The following is an 18,961-nucleotide window of genomic DNA, read 5'->3' on the forward strand; positions in this document are numbered from 1 at the left end:
CAGCGTTAGTTATACTGCTGGTTGCCATTTTATTAGCTGGTTGTATGAGTATCGCTATGAATGACGGGGGATAGGCGTCGGCTAGCCCTTCAATACAGCCTTCAGCATATAGTCACACGGTCGCGCTAGAAATCAGTCCAAGGAGTAGGCGCCACGGCATCTGCTCCTCTTTTCATTAAGCTAAAGCGAAGAATAGTATTTGACAGAAAACGAATCCTGAACCATAATAGAATGAACGTTCGATCTAAAATACTTAGTGTAGAATGAACGTTCAATCTATTATTTGGAGGTATTAAAATGAGTAAAACAGTTTTTATTACGGGAACCAGTTCAGGCTTGGGAAAACTTACGGCGATCCGGTTTGCTGAAATGGGCTGGAACGTAGCTGCAACCATGCGTACACCCGGCAAAGAAACGGAGCTAACCGGTTACGATAATATCAAAATTTTCAAACTGGACGTCACTAATGTGCATGAAGTTCAAACATCGGTAGATCAAGCGATTGCCGCGTTCGGTAAGATCGACGTCGTCATCAATAATGCAGGTATGGGGACTTACGGTCCGTTGGAATTAGCCCAAGAGGAAGCAATCGACTGGCAATTCGCCGTTAATACGCGCGGACCGATCAATGTCATTCGTAAATTTTTACCGCATTTCAGAGCCAATGGCGGAGGCATGTTCATCAATATTAGCTCTTTCATGGGAATAACGACAGCAGTGCCGCTCGGATCTCTCTATAATATGTCGAAATTTGCTTTGGAAGGATTGACGGAAGGTCTTTATTACGAATTGAAGCCGTTGAATATCGAGCTTAGATTGATCGAGCAGGGCGGTTCTACAGGAAATAACTTCAAGAACAGTGTCACTTGGAACCGAGATGATAACATACATGATTACGATAATCTGATGACGAAAGTGCAGAATTTAATGAATCATGCGGAATCTAGTTCTTCTTTGGATGATCCTCAGATTATCGTGGATGCCATAGCCGCTTTGGCGACTGGTGAGAGCAATAAGTTTCGCACTGTCATTGGAACAGCAGGCAATGATCTGATGGCGCTTAGAAATTCTGTGTCGATTGAACAATATTTGGAGACGATCGCTAACAATTATAGGTAATCCCATTATTAACGCTTCGTCATAACGCCAGGTCGATCGGACAATCTTGACTACGGATTGTGTGAGGTGTATGTTAAAAATAGAATGATCATTCGATCTTATGGTGGGAGCGGGATAACTTAATGTTTGAGAACTATAACAAGGTGCAGCAGGCTGTCCTTGAAACAACACTTAACATCATCATCCGAAAGGAATTACAGGCTACTTCAATGGCGCTTATCGCCAAGGAGTCTGGTGTATCGACCGGGAATATTTATCATTATTTCAAAAGTAAAGAAGATATCGTTAACGAATTGTACAAAGCCATTGTTACGTTTAACGGAGAGTATGTGCGGGGAGGCTTGCTGAAGGGCACAACGATTCGTGAGAAGTTTGAATTAGGTTGGAATCAGGTTATCGAATTAGGAAAACAGTATCCTCAGGGCTTTCAATTTATTGAGCAGTATTCGTTCTCGCCGTACATTTACGAAGAGGTAAAGCAAGAAGTCTATACCGGCGGATGGTGTGGGCCAATGAACGAGTTATATCAAGGAGCCGTTCAGGAGAAGCTGTTTATCCCGATGAATCCGAAAATGATGGTGCAGATGCATTACGGCACATTTGTTTATATGTTGAAGGCCCATATACACGGAATCTTTGAGTTAAGCAGTGAGAGCGTCAGTGATGCAATCCGTTCGTGTTGGAATGCAGTAACCCATAGAGATGTAACGTAGGCAGATGGCCAAAAGCCGCGCTCAAAGGAAGTTCGATAACAACCTTTGAGCGCGGCTTCTGTTTTGTCCATGGCCTGCCGCCGTTTCTTTTATTGGAAAGGCTTTAAGAACAGCTTCGGAATTTCCGTTTCGAATCGAAGCAACTTGCCGGTAGCCGGGTGGTTGAAAGCGAGAACGCGGGCATGCAGGCCAAGTCGGCCAATCGCTTTCGTACGAGCGCCATACTTTTTGTCGCCGACCACAGGATGCCCGATTTCCTCCATATGAACGCGAATTTGATTTTTGCGTCCCGTCTCCAGGTGAACCTCGAGCAAGGAGAAGTTTCTGTCCGAGCGAAGCACTTTATAATGGGTGACGGCATGCTGGCCGTCATTCGGATAGCTGCTGGAATACATCTTAAGCGTCTTGCTCTCCTTGAGCCAAGACGAGATTGTGCCTTGCGGCTGCTTAACGGTCCCTTCGACCAATGCCACGTACATACGCTCCTGAACGGTTTCCTGCCAATTGTTCTGGAGCTGCTGCTGAATGGCTTCGCTCCTTGCGAACAGCATAAGACCTGATGTATCCCGGTCGAGCCGATGGACGATGAAGATCCGATTGTTCGGATTGTAGACACGGACATAAGCCATCAATTGACGATAGGCCGTTACCTCGTTCTCCGCCCCTGTTGTAGAGGAAACCGACAGCAGTCCTGCCTGTTTAACAATGACAATCACATCATCATCCTCATGCACAATTTTCATGCCCTCGAGCGGCGGCGCCTCAATGGCCCGCCCTTTGTTCAGCGTTACCGTACTGCCCGGACGAAGCGGGAAATTATAGGCGGTGTTCGGTTTACCGTCGACCGATATCTGACCATGCGCCAGCATCGATTTGATTTTATTCCGACCGGCCCCCGCAACATGCTTAATGAGGAAAGGCAGCAGCTCTATAGCCTCATCCACGATGTAGGCCTTCTGCTTTTCCTTGGCGTTATCCTTATGCGGGGTCCGCTCATTGTGCGGTTTAATATGGCCCGCAGATCTATTTCTATTGCCGTTATTGGCATTGCTTCCGCCGCTGCCGTCATTTTTTTTCTTTATTGGACCGTGCGACTGCTTTTGTTGCTCAGGGCGACTTCTCCCCTTATTCATACTTACGACCTCCTAGCTTCATTGCTCCTACTATACCATGATTGGCCGTTGCAGTTCTAATGATTCACTTGAAAAGAAGAAGACTGCGTATACCAATCTATGAAAGCTGTTTTCATAGACAAGCAGGGATAGGGGTGTTACCATAATTTTATAGATTGTCGGTTATATAAAAGGTGAAGGTTAGGAGAATGTACGAAGTGAAACTAGTGAACAATAAGCTTGCAACAATGATAGTAACCCCGATGCTTGCAGCAGGTCTGCTGCTTGCTCCGCTGCCTGGTCTTAGCAGCTCTGCTTCAGTCGAAGCAGCAGTAGCACCTGCACCGGCTGCCGCAGCAGCTAAGTCGCCGCTCGTATATGTGGACGGCAAGAAATTAAATTTGTCGGCATCGGCGTTCGCTCAGAACGGAGTCACCTTCGTACCTATGCGCAATATTTTCAGCGCCTTGCAAGCATCCGTAACGTGGGAGCCGAACACGAAGACGATTATCGGCCGGAAAGGCAATATAACGATTACATTAACGGTTGGGCAGAAAACAGCGCTTATTAACGGCAAGTCAGTCAAGCTGGACGCTGCGCCGATCGTTAAGGGCGGAGTGACATTCGTTCCCGTCCGCTTCACCTCGCAATCGCTTGGAGCGACAGTGAAATGGGACAGTGCGGCTAATACGATCCGAATTACATCCACGGAAGAAGCTGAACGGCTCGCTTATGAAAAATGGTTGGAGCAGCAAGCTAACATTCCGAAGCTTACGACGAAGCAAATTGTAGAGAAATACGACCAAAGCGTCGTCCTTATTTCTACGAATCTTGGCCAAGGCAGCGGAATTGTAATCGGAGACAATCTTATTTTGACCAACTATCATGTGATCGTCGATGCGACCTCGGCAACTGCAATGACGGTGGATGGAGAAACTCTGAGCGTGGTTGGAGTCGTCCATTATGATAAGACGGATGACCTGGCTATCATTAAGACGGAGGAATCCATCGGGGCAGCAGCAGTCGAGCTCGGATATGGCCTGAGCGCGGAGAAGGGCGATAAAGTTGTGGCAATCGGAAGTCCGCTGGGCTTCCAAAACACGGTGTCGGAAGGCGTCATCAGCAACATCATCTATGAGGATGGCGTTCGTTATTTGCAAACGAGCGCACCGATCGACCATGGCAGCTCAGGAGGAGCGCTCTTTAGCGATACGGGCGAATTGATCGGCATTACATCGGGCGGCATGGAGAATACGACGGCCCACTTGAATATTGCCGTATCGGTTATGCATGCTTCGCTCCTCGAGGGAGTGGTAACGGAGCAGATGATTAAACAAGCTAAGTTCCTTCCTCCTACCTTGCCGGATACGCTGGTCGGGGCTCCTTTTGCAGATGTGAAGAAGCTCATGGAAGAGCAGTTCGGAAGCGTGCAGTTGAAGGCGGCGACCGCGACGTTCACGAATTGGGAAGTGAAGCGAGACGAGGAAGGCTGGTACGTGATAACATCGGATATCGATCCGTTGTTCTACATGTATTACGGTCCGGCATCGGCAGACGAGCTTCGCATTTGGGCTGCTAACTTAGGCTACGAGCTTCATCGAATGCTGCCTGACGAGAAAATCCAATTTGTAGTGTCCTATGACCGTGTTCTTACGTTCGTGCCTCGCGGCTACGAGGACAATGAGGTTACGCCGGCAGGCGAGGGCAAGTGGCGCTTGCGCTTCCCGGTTATCGATATGCAGGTGAAGGACCAGCTTGTCATTGACGTTAAGCAATAATCTAACTCATACGTTGGCGCTTCGTCCGCATCATGCGGAGGGGCGCCTCTTCTTTTTTGATGCGAATTTTTGTACAATAAGAAGCAGTCTTATAATAAGCGCTAAAGTTAGAGAGGTATTTACTATGAAAGTCGTCTTAACGACGTTGAACGCGAAGTTCATTCACACCTCGCTTGCGCTGCGATGCTTGAAGGCATACAGCGGCGAGCGATTCGATATGGATATAGCAGAGTATACGATTAAGGATCCGGCGATGAATATCGTATCGGATATTTTCTCGCGCAAACCGGATGTGGTCGGTTTCTCCTGCTACATTTGGAATATTGAAGAGACGATCACCGTCATCAACATGTTGCGCAAAATCATGCCCAAGGTCAAAATCATTTTAGGCGGACCCGAGGTCAGCTACGATATGAATTACTGGATGGACCGCGTGTCCGAGGTTGATTTCATCGTCATCGGCGAAGGGGAAGAGACGTTCGACCAGTTATTGACCGAGATTCAAGGAGACGGCAAATACCATATGGTATTCGGCATCGCTTACCGCAAGCAGCGCGGGGAGGAATCCGAGGTGGTCATTATGCCGCCGCGTCCGAAGCTGAATCTTGCGGAGCTGCCTTCGCCTCACCGATTCAAGGAAGACATTCCGAACCTCGGCAGCCGTGTCGTTTATTTCGAGACGAGCCGTGGCTGTCCGTTCAGCTGTCAGTTCTGCCTATCCAGCATCGAGGTTGGCGTGCGTTACTTCGATATCGAGCGGACGAAGTCCGATATTTTATATTTGATCGATTCCGGCGCCAAGCTCATTAAGTTCGTAGACCGAACGTTCAATATTAAGCGCGACTATGCGCTGGAGATGTTTCAATTCCTGATCGAGAATCATCAGGGCTGCGTCTTCCAATTCGAGATTACCGCCGATATTATGCGGCCGGAGGTGCTCGATTATTTGGCCGAGCATGCGCCGCCTGGCGTATTCCGCTTCGAGATCGGCGTTCAATCGACGAATGATCCGACCAATGAAGCGGTGCAGCGGAGACAGAACTGGTCGAAGCTCGTGCGCACCGTCACGAAGGTGAAGGATTCGCAGAAGATCGATCAGCATCTGGACTTGATCGCCGGATTGCCGCTTGAGAATTATGATACGTTCCGCGGGACGTTCAATGATGTGTTCGAGCTTCGTCCGGAAGAGCTGCAGCTTGGATTCCTGAAGATGCTGCGCGGTACAGGCTTGCGGCTGGATGCGGCGAAGTGGGGCTATATTTATATGGATCGGGCGCCTTACGAAATGCTCGGCAACGATCTGATGCCGTTCGGAGATATCGTTCGCATTAAGCGGGTGGAGGATGTGCTGGAGAAATATTGGAACGCGCATCGGATGGACCATACGCTGCTTTATCTGGTCGAGCGCGTATTCGACTCGCCGTTCGATTTCTTCCAGTTGTTCGGCGATTATTGGGAGCGTCGCGGCTGGCAGAAGATCGGCCATCAGCTGGAGGATCTGTTCTCGCGGCTATGGGCGTTTCTTGGCTCGTTGGAGGATGCTTCGTCTTCTGCGTCGACCGAGCTGCAGGCTTCGATGCTCGCTGACGCTCGTAACCGTCTCGATTCCGAAGTCGTGCTAGGGCTCATGAAATACGATTTCTTCTTGAATCATAATTACAAGCCGCGCAAGACATGGTGGGAATTCACGATGGACAAGTCGGAGTGGAGCGGTTGGATGCGACGTCTTGTTGAGCGTCCTGGCGACGTGTCGCCGGAATTCGCTGCGCTCGGCTTAAGCGAGAAGGAGCTGCACAAGCATGCGGTCATCGAGAAGCTGCCGTACGATCTTACAGCCTTTCTTGCCAGCGGCGAGATGGATAAGTCGAGGCATACGCTTCTCGTCATGCTGTATGCGCTCGATGCCGGAAGCACGAAGCCGACGCCGCGCCCATATATGCTGACGATGGAAGCGGATAAGGCAAGCGAGGCAGTTACGAAGTAACATAAGATTGATGTAGGCGGTCTGGCGTCCAATTGTGACGCTGGGCCGTTTTTTTATTGGTTGCGTGCTAAGGAATCTTAGGAACGTTATTAGGAAGGATGTGCGTATTTTCGTTAGCTTACGAACCCTAGTAACGCTAATACCTGCCAAAGCCCAGCTTTTCTACACGAAATAACTATTTAGCGTTTCCACGGTTCGTAAGAAGCAACCAAAGGCGGGTTGAGGTTAAATAGAGATTCTACGATTCGTAAGCAAGCAGCAACCATGAACGAAGAGAGGAACAGCATAAAAAAATGCCGTACCATGGCTTGAAGGCCAAGATACGGCAGGTAGGAATGGTTTGCGTTTATTTGCTTGCAGGAACGACGCTGCGCAATACCGTCATGCTGCCGGATAGCTCGTAGCTGCCGAGTGTCGCCGGCAGAAGGAAGCACTCGCCCGCTTTGACCGACAGCTCGCCGTCCGCCCACTTCAGGCTGCCTTGGCCTTCGGCGATAACAAGGATGACGAAGCTTTTCGTCGTTGTATCAAGCTGCCATGGCGCTGCAACAATGCCTTTTTCTACGATGAAATACGGGGAAGAAGCGATTGTCAGCCATTCGCCAGGGGCTGCTCCGTCCGTCTTCATGCGCTGAGCGCCAGCACCCTCGTATGCGATAACATTCAGCGAGTCCTCGATATGGAGCTCGCGCAGTTGACCGTCGAGGCCTGGGCGGTCATAGTCGTACAGGCGGTAAGTCGTGTCCGAGTTTTGCTGAATTTCAGCAACAACGACACCGGAACATAGAGCGTGAACCGTGCCAGCAGGGATGTAGAAAGCATCGCCCGCCTCCACGGAAACCTCCTGAAGCGTATCCATAATGCGGCCTTCGGCGATAGCCGATTCCATAGCGGCACGGTCGATGCCGTCTTTGAGGCCGTATATGATTTTGGCGCCTGGCTTAGCGTCGAGAATGTACCACATCTCCGTCTTTCCAAGCTCGCCTTGCGGCAGTCCTTCATAAACATCGGTTGGATGAACTTGGATGGACAGGTCGTCATTGCAATCGAGTAGCTTGATCAGGAGCGGGAAACGTCCGTTTTTCTCTGAGAAGCCTTGCGAGCCGAACCACTCGCGACCGTAGGTTTCGCGGATGACATCGAGGCCAGTGCCTGCCAGCTCGCCGTTCATCACTTTAGTCGTTCCGTTCGGGTGGTCGCCGATCATCCAGCCTTCGCCGATCGATCCATCAGGCAGCGTAAGGCCGAAGCCTTCAAGTGCTCGTCCGCCCCAAATACGTTCTTTCATCTCCGGTTGGAATTGCAATGGATAAGGTTTTACTGTCATTGTTGTATCTCTCCCATGTACGTGATTTATATGTAAAAACGTTAAGACTGAGATTTAATTGCTGCGGCGCCTCTCCGCAGCAATAAGATAAGGCGCAGTTCCGCGTTGCAACTGACGGTATATAACCGTCTGCGCCAAAGTTTGCGGAAGCTGAGCTGCCCATCTTTCGACGGCAGCCGCTTCCTCTGCCCCTCCCGGGTGACCGGGATAGAGCACGCAGGTTACGATGCCGCCGGGCCGGAGCAGCGACAAGGCGGCATCTAGTGCCACAATCGTCGAAGCAGGCTCCGTGATGACGGCGTGATCCCCGCCTCCGGGCAAGTAGCCGAGATTGAACATAACGGCGGCTACTTTGCCAACTGCTTCAGGAGCAACAACTTCCGCCATGCGCGCATGGTTCTCCAGCAAAAGCCTGACATCGGACTTCCTTCCATTGTCATCGAGCGGAGAGAGCCGCTCGCTAGTTCGATCCAGCGCTTCCTGCTGGATGTCGAAAGCGTATACGGTGCCGCTCCGGCCGACAATCTCCGCTAGGGCAAGTGTATCGACACCGCCCCCTGCGGTTGCGTCAATAACAATATCGCCGGCAGAGGCACGCTCTGCGATCCATCTGTGCGCCATGCTCAGCACGGATAAGAAGCCCATACTAACTCTCCGGCTGCCACAGCTTGCCTTGCCACGTATCGCGGTTGCGCAGCTCGGCATCGATGGCATTCAGCACTTCCCACTTCTTCAGACTCCACATCGGCCCGATCAACAGGTCGCGAGGCGCATCGCCCGTCAATCGATGGACGATCATCTCTGGAGGGAGGAATTCCAAGCTGTCGACAATCAGCTTCACATATTCGTCTTGTTCGAGGAAGCGCAGCAGTCCTGCTTCGTATTGACGGACCATCGGCGTCTTGCGCATGAGGTGGAGCAGATGGATCTTAATGCCTTGCACATCCATTTTGGCAACCGCACGGCCAGTATCCAGCATCATCTCGTGCGTCTCCTGCGGCAAGCCGTAAATGATGTGAGCGCACACGCGAATGCCTCGTTCTCTGAGTCTGCGAACCGCATCGAGATAGCAGGCGGTATCATGCGCGCGATTGATTAGCTCGGATGTCGATTCATGCACCGTCTGCAAGCCCATCTCGACCCACAGGTAGGTGCGTTCGTTCAGCTCCGCCAAATAATCGACGACATCATCCGGCAAGCAGTCCGGCCGTGTAGCGATCGACAAGCCGACGACGCCAGGCTGCTGAAGAATGACTTCATAATACTCCCTTAGCTCCTCGACCGGTGCATACGTGTTCGTATAGGCCTGGAAGTAGCCGATGTAATTCGCCTCCGGCCACTTCTGATGCTGGCGGTCGCGAATATTGTTGAATTGGGTGACGAGATCGTCGCGTCTGCTGCCCGCGAAGTCGCCTGATCCGCGCGCGCTGCAGAACGTGCAGCCGCCCTTGGCAATCGAGCCGTCCCGATTCGGGCACGTGAAGCCTGCGTCGAGCATGACCTTGAATACCTTGCCGCCGAACTGCTCGCGCATCTCGTAGTTCCATGTATGAAATCTTTTGTCGCCCCAGAGCATCGGCTGCTGCGGCGTCGATTTTAGATCAATCATTTTTTTTCCCTTCTTTCAAGACGTACATCCTCTATTTTAGCGAAAAACGAACCGAAAAGCCACGACTTATCCACTTAGCCGCGGACAATGTTCGGAAACCGCTTTAATTGGAAATTATTTTTGAAATTGGCGATTATGGGCTTGCAATACCTTACATGAAGTGTTATATTAAAAGTGCGACAAAACAACAAATAAACCTAACATAGCCCATTTGCACCTGAATTCATGAAACGTCGATTAACTGGTAACGCTATATAATAAATCGATGAGGTGATGTGAGATGAGTACAACAAAAATTCCGCATGGCAATGACAAAGTAACGGTAGAGCTTACAGTGAAAGAGTTAATGGCGCTGACAGGCGTTCGTTTCCACGATAATCACAGCGTAGAGATTTCGGCACGCAAGAAGCTGAACGAAGTGCTGGAAGGTACTTATGAGATCGGACAGCGCGGAGACGCACCGATTCCGTATCAGCTGCTGAGCTAATCGTGAATCAACCTTATTCATATGAAGCAAGTGATTAAAGCCGCTGCGCCGACAAAGCGCCGGCTTTTTTTATTTGCGGTTCCCGTAACGAAATTGCTTTACAAGGAGGCTATTGTTGGGCACAATAAGGACTAGTTTCATTATAAAGTAGTACACAATGGACTTTTGATTTTAAAGCAATTGGAGGCATATATGCGATGCGTTTAAGAGGAAGAAAAGGAATTCGTGAGAGCTTGGAGAGCCAGCCGGAGCTCGTTGTACTGGATGCTGCCCCGCACAAAGGAAAGTGGCGCGAGTTCTTCGGCAACGACAATCCGATTTATGTAGAGCTTGGCATGGGGAAGGGTCGTTTCATTAGCAATATGAGCGCTCGTTACCCGCATATTAATTTCATCGGCGTCGATATGTACGATGAGCTAATACGCCGTGCCAGCGAGAAGGCGCGTGTCATTTGGGAAGAGAAAGGTGTCGAATCCCCGCCGAATTTAGCACTTCTGCGTGCCAATATTGAAGGCATTGAGGATATGTTCGCGCCAGGCGAGCTTGAGCGAATTCATCTGAACTTCAGCGATCCTTGGCCAAAAAGCAAACACGCCCGCCGCAGGCTGACACATTCCCGCTTTGTCGAGAAATATATCGAGCTGTTGAACGAGCGCGGTGAAATTCATTTTAAGACCGATTCGCTGTCGTTGTTCGAGTTCTCCTTGAATAGCTTCGCTGATATGGAGCTTATTATGCGCAATATCTCGCTCCACCTGCATAAGGACGGTCCGCGAGAGGACCTCGTATTTACCGAATATGAAATGAAGTTTATGGAAAAAGGCCAAAATATATATCGCGTCGAAGCGGTTATCGGTTCCGAAGCGCTCCGCAAGCATCGCGAAGCGAAACAAGCGACCGCGATAAAGGAAGCTGCAGAAGCGAATGATGCTGCTGCAGATAATGATAGCGACGACGAATCGGCAACCGAGTAATCGGATTAATTGAGAGCTACACGCTTGGAACGGTGGATGCGATCCAAAAGTAATTGACGGCATACGCGGTAGCCGTTCCAATCAGTGCTCCGGCTGCAACGTCCGACGGGTAATGCAGTCCTAGGTACATCCTCGACCATCCAACGGAAATGCCGATTATAATGGCGGAAGGCACGATAATGGTCAATCCTGCGCTGGCCGTCAGCAATATGGGAACGAGCCAAGCGAAGATGGCTGTCGTATGGCCGGACGGGAACGAAGAATCCTGCAGCGGCTTATGGCAAGTGTTGACATCCTGCAGCGCTTGATAGGGTCTTAGCCGCTTGAATTTTCGTTTCACAATAGCTACCGGCAAGTGGCTAAGGATGACGGCCGCAAGGCATTGCCAGCCGGTCGTGCTCCAAGGTGTCGGTGCGATTAGCGCATATAGCAAGGCGGTTGCTAGGGTGAACGTAGCGCCGCCCATATGCGTCACGGTGTTCAGCCATCTGCCAAGCCACGAATGCACTCTTCCATCAGCAGGCCTCCGGTTCGCCCAAAAAAGCATTCTCTGCTCATTCGATCGCAACCAATCGAGCATTCTCTCCATAAGTGGTTCCCTCCTGCCGTATTTGCCCTCAGCAAATAACCTTCATAAGTGTATTCCGATCTTACCACGTTTTTGTACGATGAACGTTAACGAATTAATAATCCTTTATTAATGAATTTTCATTTTTCATAAAAACCTTTTTTGTACCAAAATTCGTTTTACAATTCGAATCGTATGGAAATGCTGATACAGACTATCCGCATTATTCGACAATTTCTTCAAAAGAAAATCGTTAGCCATGCATCCGTTCACCTATTCGTCACACGTCTGGGACGCGAAATAGGGAACATTTTCAAACCTTTTATCGTAAGTAAGGTCGTTAGTGCTAAAAAGTCAGCAAATGGTTGAAAATAAGGCGTAGCCATCGCAAAAGGGGGGATTGGGCACATTCCGTAGGGATGCAAGCGTTTTTCTGACGAGATTAAGCGTAATCGCGTCCTATTCTACTTTTGACAAAGCTGTTAATTGTGTGGAAAATCAAAAAGGGTTGGCGGAGCGCTTGCAGAGAAGCGCCCATACACAAAGAGAAAATATATAATAAAAACTTGCCGTCTTCGTAAGCGAAGGTCGAAGCAAGAAAAAATGGGGTCTCAAGGGGGCAGTACCGCATGTTCAACACAATCATGCTTGTGGTTCAAATTGTTTTTGCTTTACTAGGATTGTATCAGCTGTTTCTAACGTTTTTTGGCTGGCACCGCAAGAAAGAGGATTTATCCCACCCGCCGCAGAAGTCTTTCGCGCTTCTCGTTGCGGCGCACAATGAGGAGCAAGTCGTTGGGGCTCTGATCGAGAACTTGCTGAAAATGAAATACCCGCGCGAGCTGTTCGATATTTTCGTTATTTGCGACAATTGTACAGACGGCACGGTTAACGTAGTTAAGAGTTACGACGGCGTATATGCTTGCGAGCGTACGAATCCGAATCAACGCGGCAAAGGATTTGCTGTGGAATGGATGCTGAAAGAACTGTGGAAGATGCCGAAGAGCTATGACGGCGTTGCGATCTTCGACGCTGATAACCTGGTGGCGACAGACTTCCTGCAATATATGAACAACGACTTGTGCAACGGTTCGCGTGTTATCCAAGGTTATCTGGATACAAAAAACCCGAACGATTCTTGGATCAGCTCGGCCAATGCGATCAACTACTGGTTCTGCAACCGGTTGTGGCAATTGCCGCGCACGAACCTGAAGCTGGCGAATTTTCTCGGCGGCACGGGCATGTGCTTCGACGCTAAGCTGCTGAAGGAAATGGGCTGGGGAGCGACAAGCCTCGTGGAGGATTTGGAGTTTACGGTGCGCTGCATTCAGCGCGGTATTTATCCGAAGTTCAACTTCGAAGCGAAGGTATATGACGAGAAGCCGATTACGTTCCAAGCGTCCGCCCGTCAGCGTCTTCGCTGGATGCAAGGACACTTTGACGTGACACGCAAATATATGCTGCCGCTTCTATGGCAGGGCATCAAGGAACGCAGCATGACGAAGATCGACGCTGCGCTGTATGTTTTCAACGCTTACAACTATTTGGCCGGCTTTTTCATCGCGGCGATCGTCTGGGGCGATATTTTCTTATCCGGCGGAGACAACGTGACTTCCGTGTACAACATGCTGCCGATTTGGCTGAGCATTCCGTATATGGCTTACGTATTCGTGCAAATCCCGCTGTCGATGTATATGGCGAAGGTGGATTGGAAGCTTTACCTGCGCATTCCGACGTTCCTGCTCTTCACGTTGTCGTGGTGGCCGATTACCGTGCACGCCTTCTTCACGCAAAACAACAAGACGTGGAGTCATACGGAGCATACGCGCGTAATTCGGCTTGAAGAAGTACAGAGCAAGCAGCTGTAGAAACGACAGTTGACATCGGTTAGCGCACTATGATATATTAACACGGTAGTATTTCAGAACAACTTAATGACGCACAAGCAGAAGCACCCGCTTCTCACCTTTTGGCTCAAGCTAACTGGTTCGCGATAATCGAAATCGAATGGTCGACCCTCGTACATACGAACGGCGGCTACTATGAACGGTTATGAGATGCGGGTTCGAGCGAACCCGCATTTTTTTATTGTCTTCACCAAGCAATATACCATTTTGGAGGTGGCACGTTATTAGCAGAGAACATCAAATCAATGATGAGATTCGGGCAAGAGAAGTGCGCTTAGTCGGCGCGGAAGGCGAACAAATCGGCATCAAACCGATTCGCGAAGCGCTTCAAATGGCTATCGACCTTAGTCTTGATCTTGTGAACGTCGCTCCGACGGCAAAGCCGCCAGTATGCCGCATCATGGACTACGGCAAATTCCGTTACGAGCAGCAGAAGAAAGAGAAGGAAGCCCGTAAGAATCAGAAGATCGTTGATATCAAAGAAGTATGGTTCCGCGCCAACATCGAGGAGAACGACTACCAAACGAAATTCCGTAACGTAGTCAAATTCTTGAACGAAGGCGATAAGGTGAAAGCTTCTGTTCGATTCCGCGGCCGTGAAATCACGCATGCGGCGATTGGACAACGGATATTGGACCGCCTCTCCAAAGAGGTTGCCGAAATATGCAGCGTAGAACGTGCTCCTAAGCTTGAAGGCCGGAGCATGATTATGATTTTGGCACCAAAAACAACTAGCTAGCACTCGGATCATCATCCGTAGCAACGAAAACTTTTTAGGAGGATAACTGACATGCCAAAGATGAAAACGCACAGCAGTCTGAAGGACCGCTTCAAAATTACCGGTACAGGTAAAGTAAAACGTTACAAAGCTTACCGTAACCACTTGCTTTCCCACAAATCCGGTCGTCAAAAACGCGTTCTTGCTGGTCAGCCGCTTATGGCTGCAGGCGACGTTCGCCGTTTGCAACAAGGCCTTTCCCAATTGAAATAGTCGTATTGCTATATAAATTCATTCAACCTACAGGAGGTTTCCACAAATGGCAAGAGTCAAAGGCGGATTTGTCCGCACTCGTCGTCGCAAAAGAATTCTAAAGCTCGCAAAAGGTTATTTCGGTTCGAAACATCGTCTGTTTAAAACAGCGAAGGAGCAAGTAGGCAAATCGTTAATGTACGCTTACCGCGACCGCCGCAACAAAAAACGTGACATCCGCAGACTGTGGATCGTTCGTATTAACGCTGCTGCACGCATTAACGGCCTTTCGTACAACAAATTCATGCATGGCTTGAAACTTGCGGGCGTAGAAGTAAACCGCAAAATGCTTGCTGACATGGCTGTTAACGACTTGAACTCGTTCAACTCGCTTGCAGGCATCGCTAAAGAAAAAATTAACGCTTAGTCGTTATTTTTGATAAAAGAGGCTGTTCCTTAGATCATGAGAATGATCTTAGGGGACAGCCTCTTTGCGTATGATTAGCACATTTGTTGACTCAGTGGACAAACAAACAGACGTTGAACCTCCTCCCTGAATAAACTGAAGAACAACGGGAAAGGAGGGATTTGGCATGCAGAATGTTTCCAAGAAGGAAGTGCGGAAACTAATCGGCAAACCGATCTATGCAGTACGTCCGGATGGCTCGGTCGTTACAGGGAAGCTTGTACGCATTCATCGCAATAAGCTTATTCTTGAGCCTCTTGGCATGGATAAGGGTAAAAAAGTGCAGACTAGCTTTTTTTTCCTCCCGCTGCTTTTGCTAGGCGTGCTTGCGGTCGGCGCCCTTTGCAGTTGCGGCTGCGGCGCTAAAGCCGGTAACTGTTACAACAAATGCGGAGGCGGCTACGGCGGCGGTTACGGCGGCGGCGGTTACGGTGGAGGCTATGGCGGTGGCGGTTACGGAGGCGGCTACGGCGACGGATATAACGGATACAGCAACGGCAATGGCTACCAAGGCGATGGCTACTATAGCGGCTTCTAAAGGAAATTAGGCGATCAAGGCGAGGTTAGCGGTTTGATAAGCTCATAGCAGCGAAGGGCCTGGTGATATTGGACGACGGAATAACCGAGCTTGACATAGAAATGTCCAGCTTTCTCATTAACCGAATCCACGAATAACCGGGCAGCTTTGCAATGGTGCGCTTGGCCGTAGGCCTCGCCTTGCGCCATTAAACGCTTTCCCCACCTGCGATTCTGATGATCGGGATGGGTCACGAGCATATCTACATAGAGAAACTCGCCCATAATCTCGCAATGGACGAAACCAACCGGCGGGCTGTTCTTGGATAATGAGGCGACATATGTCATTCCGCTGCGGAACCGTTTGGGCAGTTCTCGCACGATTTGTGCGTCCAATGGGCGTGCAGTATGAGAGAGCGGAAGCAGCTCGGTGCGAATAAGACGAATGAGCTCGGCATCGTCGGTTCTCGAATTACGCAATCTGATCATGACATTCATTCCTATCTGCACGGCCTCTGTGTTGCATATGTACGGCCGCTGCATGGTTTTGCCGTCGCGAGGCTACAATACTATATGTACCGGGTCGGAGAAATGCGCCGAATACAAATGAGTAAAGAACCGTTTATGGGCGCTTGCCGTTTACGCTTGACGAACCGAATATCTCGGCATATAATAAAGAAAGTCTTATCTACCACATTGGCTTACGGCTTCAGTGGTAAATATATTATCGGCAATGATGAGGACGAAGTGCTAAGGGCTCTTTTGAACAGAGAGCAGACGGATCAGCTGCAACCGTCGCCAAAATCCCTTTTCTACGAGCTCACCTCGGAGCTGTTTCCCTGAAAAGCATCAATCGATGCGCATTAGGGGAAATCGCAAGGCAAGCGTTAAAGTGCCAAAGGTATGAACGACAATGTGCACATCGTTCTTACCTATGGAGGTTATACATTGGAATATGTATAACGAATTTGGGTGGTACCACGGAAGATCAACCTTTCGTCCCTCGTTGCTTCGATTATGAAGCGTGAGGAACGGAAGGTTTTTTTGTTTATTTGAAGTATAGCTAAGCATAAGCTTCATGCCTATGCGGACATCTATATTTCACCGCGAAACGTAAGCTTTTGCCGCCAGAGGACGGCGCCAGCCGTTTACGCTTGAGAGGAGGATGACTGATGGTAACGCAAGACGCTTTACAGAAGTCTAAAGAAGAATTGATGGAAAAACTCTCGAAGCCCGAGGTCATATCGGGATCGGAAATATTGCTCCGCAGTCTGTTGCTTGAAGGTGTAGATTGCGTGTTCGGTTATCCAGGCGGCGCTGTATTGTATATCTATGACGCCATGCATGGCAACCCAGACTTCAACCACTTATTGACTCGCCATGAGCAAGGCGCGATTCATGCAGCTGACGGCTATGCACGCGCAAGCGGCAAGGTCGGCGTATGTATCGCAACGTCGGGACCAGGCGCTACTAACCTAGTAACAGGTATCGCGACGGCTTACATGGACTCCGTGCCGCTCGTTGTAATTACGGGTAATGTTATCTCTTCCCTAATCGGATCGGACGCGTTCCAAGAGGCTGATATTACGGGCATTACGATGCCGATTACGAAGCATAGCTATCTGGTACGCAATGTAGAGGACTTGCCGCGTACGATTCACGAGGCGTTCCATATTGCGAACACCGGCCGCAAAGGCCCTGTGCTTATCGATATTCCGAAGGACGTATCCGCAGCGAAGACGCTGTTCAAGCCGGTAACGGAAGTAAGCATCCGCGGCTACAATCCGACGGTAAACCCGAACAAGCTGCAGCTTGATAAGCTGGTGAAGGCGATTGAAGAATCGACTCGTCCGCTCATCCTTGCCGGCGGCGGCGTTGTTTACTCCGGCGCTCACGAGGAGCTTCTCGAGTTCGTGACGAAGACGGATATTCCGATCACTACGACGCTTCTAGGTCTTGGCGGATATCCAAGCGGCAACGATCTATGGCTTGGCATGCCGGGCATGCACGGCACGTATACCGCTAATATGTCGATTCAGAACGCAGACTTGCTCATTAATATCGGCGCACGGTTCGATGACCGCGTAACGGGCAAGCTTTCCGGCTTCGCTCCGAAAGCAAAGATCGTTCATATCGATATCGATCCGGCTGAGATCGGCAAGAACGTACCGACAGATATTCCAATCGTCGGCGACGTGAAAACCGTTCTAGGCCTTGCGAACAAGATTGTGAAGCGTGCGGACAAAGCAGACGTATGGCGCGCGGACATTCAGAAGTCGAAGGCTGCACATCCGTTCCGCTACATTGATTCCGAAGACGAGCTTAAGCCGCAATGGGTCGTGGAGTTAATCCACGAAACAACGAACGGCGATGCAATCGTAACGACGGACGTAGGTCAGCATCAGATGTGGGCGGCTCAATATTATAAATTCAACAAGCCGCGTTCTTGGGTAACGTCGGGTGGCCTTGGCACGATGGGCTTCGGTTTCCCATCGGCGATCGGCGCTCAAATGGCGAACCCGGATCGTACAGTCGTATCGATTAACGGAGACGGCGGCATGCAGATGTGCGCTCAGGAACTCGCGATTTGCGCAATCAACAACATTCCTGTTAAGGTAGTTATTATTAACAACCAAGTACTCGGAATGGTACGTCAATGGCAAGAGCTTATTCACGAGAACCGCTTCAGCCATATCGATCTCGCAGGCAGCCCTGATTTCGTTAAGCTTGCCGAAGCGTATGGCGTAAAAGGTTTCCGTGCTTCGAACAAAGAGGATGCTAGAGCGGTTTGGGAAGAGGCGCTTAATCATCCTGGTCCGGCTGTCGTGGAATTCGTCGTTCGCAGAGATGAGAATGTGTATCCGATGGTCGCGCAAGGCAGCTCTATCGACCAAATGATCATGGGGGATTCGGAATGAAGAAGCATACGATTGCAGTAATCGTTAACGATCAGCCCGGCGTTCTGCAGCGCGTATCCGGCTTGTTCGGACGCCGCGGCTTCAATATTGAGAGCATTACGGTTGGCACGAGCGAGGAAGTAGGCTTGTCGCGCATGGTCATCGTCACTACAGGCGATGATCATACGCTCGAGCAAATCATCAAACAGCTGTACAAGCTGATCGATGTCATCAAAGTTATCGATCTTAGCTCGAACCCAATGGTTGCCCGAGAGCTTGCGCTCATCAAGGTAGCCGCTGAGCCGTCGGTAAGACCGGAAATTCTCGGCGTTGTCGATACGTTCCGCGCAGCCGTTGTCGACATCGGCACGCACTCGTTGATCGTGCAAGTTGTCGGCGACACTGAGAAGATCGACGCGATGGTCGAGCTTCTTAAGCCATATGGCATTCGCGAGTTGTCCCGCACTGGGGTAACGGCACTTAACCGCGGCAATTCAAAGTAACCGCATTTGTTCAACGTCTAACTTGTTCAAC

The 18,961-nt window shown here is 50.1% G+C and carries 19 protein-coding genes and 1 other annotated feature; of the genes, 13 read left to right on the top strand and 6 right to left on the bottom strand.

Going from position 1 to position 18,961, the window contains the following annotated elements:
* The first annotated feature begins 297 nt into the window (after positions 1–297).
* Complete coding sequence (locus AC0YN0_RS00770; RefSeq protein WP_475819576.1) at positions 298–1,119, top strand: SDR family oxidoreductase; 822 nt, start codon at positions 298–300, stop codon at positions 1,117–1,119.
* 122 nt (positions 1,120–1,241) lie between these two features.
* Positions 1,242–1,832 (top strand): TetR/AcrR family transcriptional regulator, encoded by a 591-nt coding sequence (locus tag AC0YN0_RS00775; RefSeq protein ID WP_475819577.1) that lies wholly within the window; start codon positions 1,242–1,244, stop codon positions 1,830–1,832.
* Positions 1,833–1,921: 89 nt separating this feature from the next.
* Here AC0YN0_RS00775 and AC0YN0_RS00780 read toward each other — a convergent pair whose 3' ends face one another.
* Positions 1,922–2,965 carry an RluA family pseudouridine synthase gene (locus tag AC0YN0_RS00780; protein WP_475819578.1) on the bottom strand — a complete coding sequence of 348 codons (1,044 nt, stop codon included), beginning with the start codon at positions 2,963–2,965 and terminating at the stop codon, positions 1,922–1,924.
* 197 nt (positions 2,966–3,162) lie between these two features.
* Here AC0YN0_RS00780 and AC0YN0_RS00785 point away from each other — a divergent pair, with 197 nt between their 5' ends.
* Positions 3,163–4,722, top strand: a complete 1,560-nt coding sequence (locus tag AC0YN0_RS00785; protein WP_475819579.1) for a stalk domain-containing protein — start codon at positions 3,163–3,165, stop codon at positions 4,720–4,722.
* A 124-nt stretch (positions 4,723–4,846) separates the two neighbouring features.
* Positions 4,847–6,706, top strand: coding sequence for a B12-binding domain-containing radical SAM protein (locus tag AC0YN0_RS00790; RefSeq protein WP_475819580.1), 1,860 nt, complete (start codon positions 4,847–4,849; stop codon positions 6,704–6,706).
* A gap of 346 nt (positions 6,707–7,052) precedes the next feature.
* On the opposite strand, the gene AC0YN0_RS00795 is transcribed toward AC0YN0_RS00790, so the two are convergent.
* From AC0YN0_RS00795 to mnmL, 3 genes are read right to left on the bottom strand one after another with little or no spacing between them, the layout of a single operon-like run.
* Complete coding sequence (locus tag AC0YN0_RS00795; RefSeq protein ID WP_475819581.1) at positions 7,053–8,033, bottom strand: type I phosphomannose isomerase catalytic subunit; 981 nt, start codon at positions 8,031–8,033, stop codon at positions 7,053–7,055.
* A 54-nt stretch (positions 8,034–8,087) separates the two neighbouring features.
* The gene (mnmM, locus tag AC0YN0_RS00800; RefSeq protein WP_475819582.1) at positions 8,088–8,678 is read right to left on the bottom strand and encodes a tRNA 5-(aminomethyl)-2-thiouridylate-methyltransferase MnmM; all 591 of its coding nucleotides are present in this window, start codon (positions 8,676–8,678) and stop codon (positions 8,088–8,090) included.
* 1 nt (position 8,679) lies between these two features.
* A complete protein-coding gene (gene mnmL / locus AC0YN0_RS00805) occupies positions 8,680–9,642 on the bottom strand; it encodes a tRNA modification radical SAM protein MnmL/YtqA (protein WP_475819583.1) in 963 nt (320 codons plus the stop codon).
* A gap of 280 nt (positions 9,643–9,922) precedes the next feature.
* Here mnmL and AC0YN0_RS00810 point away from each other — a divergent pair, with 280 nt between their 5' ends.
* Together AC0YN0_RS00810 and trmB are read left to right on the top strand one after the other, a co-directional pair.
* The gene (locus AC0YN0_RS00810; protein ID WP_442048018.1) at positions 9,923–10,129 is read left to right on the top strand and encodes a hypothetical protein; all 207 of its coding nucleotides are present in this window, start codon (positions 9,923–9,925) and stop codon (positions 10,127–10,129) included.
* 197 nt (positions 10,130–10,326) lie between these two features.
* Entirely contained in the window at positions 10,327–11,103 is a 777-nt protein-coding gene (trmB, locus tag AC0YN0_RS00815) for a tRNA (guanosine(46)-N7)-methyltransferase TrmB (protein ID WP_475819584.1), read from the top strand.
* A 16-nt stretch (positions 11,104–11,119) separates the two neighbouring features.
* On the opposite strand, the gene AC0YN0_RS00820 is transcribed toward trmB, so the two are convergent.
* Positions 11,120–11,692 carry a phosphatase PAP2 family protein gene (locus tag AC0YN0_RS00820; RefSeq protein ID WP_475819585.1) on the bottom strand — a complete coding sequence of 191 codons (573 nt, stop codon included), beginning with the start codon at positions 11,690–11,692 and terminating at the stop codon, positions 11,120–11,122.
* A gap of 608 nt (positions 11,693–12,300) precedes the next feature.
* Between AC0YN0_RS00820 and AC0YN0_RS00825 the strand changes: the two genes are divergently transcribed.
* From AC0YN0_RS00825 to AC0YN0_RS00845, 5 genes are all read left to right on the top strand, one after another.
* Positions 12,301–13,539 carry a glycosyltransferase family 2 protein gene (locus AC0YN0_RS00825; RefSeq protein ID WP_475819586.1) on the top strand — a complete coding sequence of 413 codons (1,239 nt, stop codon included), beginning with the start codon at positions 12,301–12,303 and terminating at the stop codon, positions 13,537–13,539.
* A 69-nt stretch (positions 13,540–13,608) separates the two neighbouring features.
* Positions 13,609–13,764: a sequence feature (ribosomal protein L20 leader region), on the top strand.
* Positions 13,724–14,317: a translation initiation factor IF-3 gene (gene infC / locus AC0YN0_RS00830; RefSeq protein WP_442048014.1), complete on the top strand. Its 594-nt coding sequence runs from the start codon at positions 13,724–13,726 to the stop codon at positions 14,315–14,317. Its footprint overlaps the feature before it by 41 nt.
* A gap of 51 nt (positions 14,318–14,368) precedes the next feature.
* Positions 14,369–14,569 (top strand): 50S ribosomal protein L35, encoded by a 201-nt coding sequence (gene rpmI / locus AC0YN0_RS00835; protein WP_087570780.1) that lies wholly within the window; start codon positions 14,369–14,371, stop codon positions 14,567–14,569.
* Positions 14,570–14,615: 46 nt separating this feature from the next.
* On the top strand, positions 14,616–14,975 hold the full coding sequence (gene rplT, locus AC0YN0_RS00840; protein WP_337099804.1) for a 50S ribosomal protein L20: 360 nt from the start codon (positions 14,616–14,618) through the stop codon (positions 14,973–14,975).
* 166 nt (positions 14,976–15,141) lie between these two features.
* Positions 15,142–15,552, top strand: coding sequence for a hypothetical protein (locus AC0YN0_RS00845; protein WP_475819587.1), 411 nt, complete (start codon positions 15,142–15,144; stop codon positions 15,550–15,552).
* 14 nt (positions 15,553–15,566) lie between these two features.
* On the opposite strand, the gene AC0YN0_RS00850 is transcribed toward AC0YN0_RS00845, so the two are convergent.
* A complete protein-coding gene (locus tag AC0YN0_RS00850) occupies positions 15,567–16,019 on the bottom strand; it encodes a GNAT family N-acetyltransferase (RefSeq protein ID WP_475819588.1) in 453 nt (150 codons plus the stop codon).
* A 683-nt stretch (positions 16,020–16,702) separates the two neighbouring features.
* On the opposite strand from AC0YN0_RS00850, the gene ilvB reads away from it, so the two are divergent.
* Together ilvB and ilvN are read left to right on the top strand one after the other, a co-directional pair.
* Positions 16,703–18,448 carry a biosynthetic-type acetolactate synthase large subunit gene (gene ilvB / locus AC0YN0_RS00855; RefSeq protein ID WP_475819589.1) on the top strand — a complete coding sequence of 582 codons (1,746 nt, stop codon included), beginning with the start codon at positions 16,703–16,705 and terminating at the stop codon, positions 18,446–18,448.
* Complete coding sequence (gene ilvN / locus AC0YN0_RS00860; protein WP_337099800.1) at positions 18,445–18,930, top strand: acetolactate synthase small subunit; 486 nt, start codon at positions 18,445–18,447, stop codon at positions 18,928–18,930. The genes ilvB and ilvN overlap by 4 nt, the downstream gene beginning before the upstream one ends.
* The last annotated feature ends 31 nt before the right edge of the window (positions 18,931–18,961 follow it).

The sequence above is a fragment of the Paenibacillus sp. J22P218 genome, from assembly GCF_056269195.1.

What these genes read in the sequence shown, in the direction of transcription:
- AC0YN0_RS00810 (WP_442048018.1), top strand. Translation starts at nt 9,923, where the DNA reads ATGAGTACAACAAAAATTCCGCATGGCAATGACAAAGTAACGGTAGAG.
- AC0YN0_RS00780 (WP_475819578.1), bottom strand. Translation starts at nt 2,965, where the DNA reads ATGAATAAGGGGAGAAGTCGCCCTGAGCAACAAAAGCAGTCGCACGGT.
- mnmM (WP_475819582.1), bottom strand. Translation starts at nt 8,678, where the DNA reads ATGGGCTTCTTATCCGTGCTGAGCATGGCGCACAGATGGATCGCAGAG.
- infC (WP_442048014.1), top strand. Translation starts at nt 13,724, where the DNA reads ATGAGATGCGGGTTCGAGCGAACCCGCATTTTTTTATTGTCTTCACCA.
- ilvN (WP_337099800.1), top strand. Translation starts at nt 18,445, where the DNA reads ATGAAGAAGCATACGATTGCAGTAATCGTTAACGATCAGCCCGGCGTT.
- AC0YN0_RS00825 (WP_475819586.1), top strand. Translation starts at nt 12,301, where the DNA reads ATGTTCAACACAATCATGCTTGTGGTTCAAATTGTTTTTGCTTTACTA.
- AC0YN0_RS00820 (WP_475819585.1), bottom strand. Translation starts at nt 11,692, where the DNA reads ATGGAGAGAATGCTCGATTGGTTGCGATCGAATGAGCAGAGAATGCTT.
- AC0YN0_RS00775 (WP_475819577.1), top strand. Translation starts at nt 1,242, where the DNA reads ATGTTTGAGAACTATAACAAGGTGCAGCAGGCTGTCCTTGAAACAACA.
- AC0YN0_RS00770 (WP_475819576.1), top strand. Translation starts at nt 298, where the DNA reads ATGAGTAAAACAGTTTTTATTACGGGAACCAGTTCAGGCTTGGGAAAA.
- trmB (WP_475819584.1), top strand. Translation starts at nt 10,327, where the DNA reads ATGCGTTTAAGAGGAAGAAAAGGAATTCGTGAGAGCTTGGAGAGCCAG.
- AC0YN0_RS00795 (WP_475819581.1), bottom strand. Translation starts at nt 8,033, where the DNA reads ATGACAGTAAAACCTTATCCATTGCAATTCCAACCGGAGATGAAAGAA.
- rplT (WP_337099804.1), top strand. Translation starts at nt 14,616, where the DNA reads ATGGCAAGAGTCAAAGGCGGATTTGTCCGCACTCGTCGTCGCAAAAGA.
- mnmL (WP_475819583.1), bottom strand. Translation starts at nt 9,642, where the DNA reads ATGATTGATCTAAAATCGACGCCGCAGCAGCCGATGCTCTGGGGCGAC.
- AC0YN0_RS00790 (WP_475819580.1), top strand. Translation starts at nt 4,847, where the DNA reads ATGAAAGTCGTCTTAACGACGTTGAACGCGAAGTTCATTCACACCTCG.
- rpmI (WP_087570780.1), top strand. Translation starts at nt 14,369, where the DNA reads ATGCCAAAGATGAAAACGCACAGCAGTCTGAAGGACCGCTTCAAAATT.
- AC0YN0_RS00850 (WP_475819588.1), bottom strand. Translation starts at nt 16,019, where the DNA reads ATGATCAGATTGCGTAATTCGAGAACCGACGATGCCGAGCTCATTCGT.
- AC0YN0_RS00845 (WP_475819587.1), top strand. Translation starts at nt 15,142, where the DNA reads ATGCAGAATGTTTCCAAGAAGGAAGTGCGGAAACTAATCGGCAAACCG.
- ilvB (WP_475819589.1), top strand. Translation starts at nt 16,703, where the DNA reads ATGGTAACGCAAGACGCTTTACAGAAGTCTAAAGAAGAATTGATGGAA.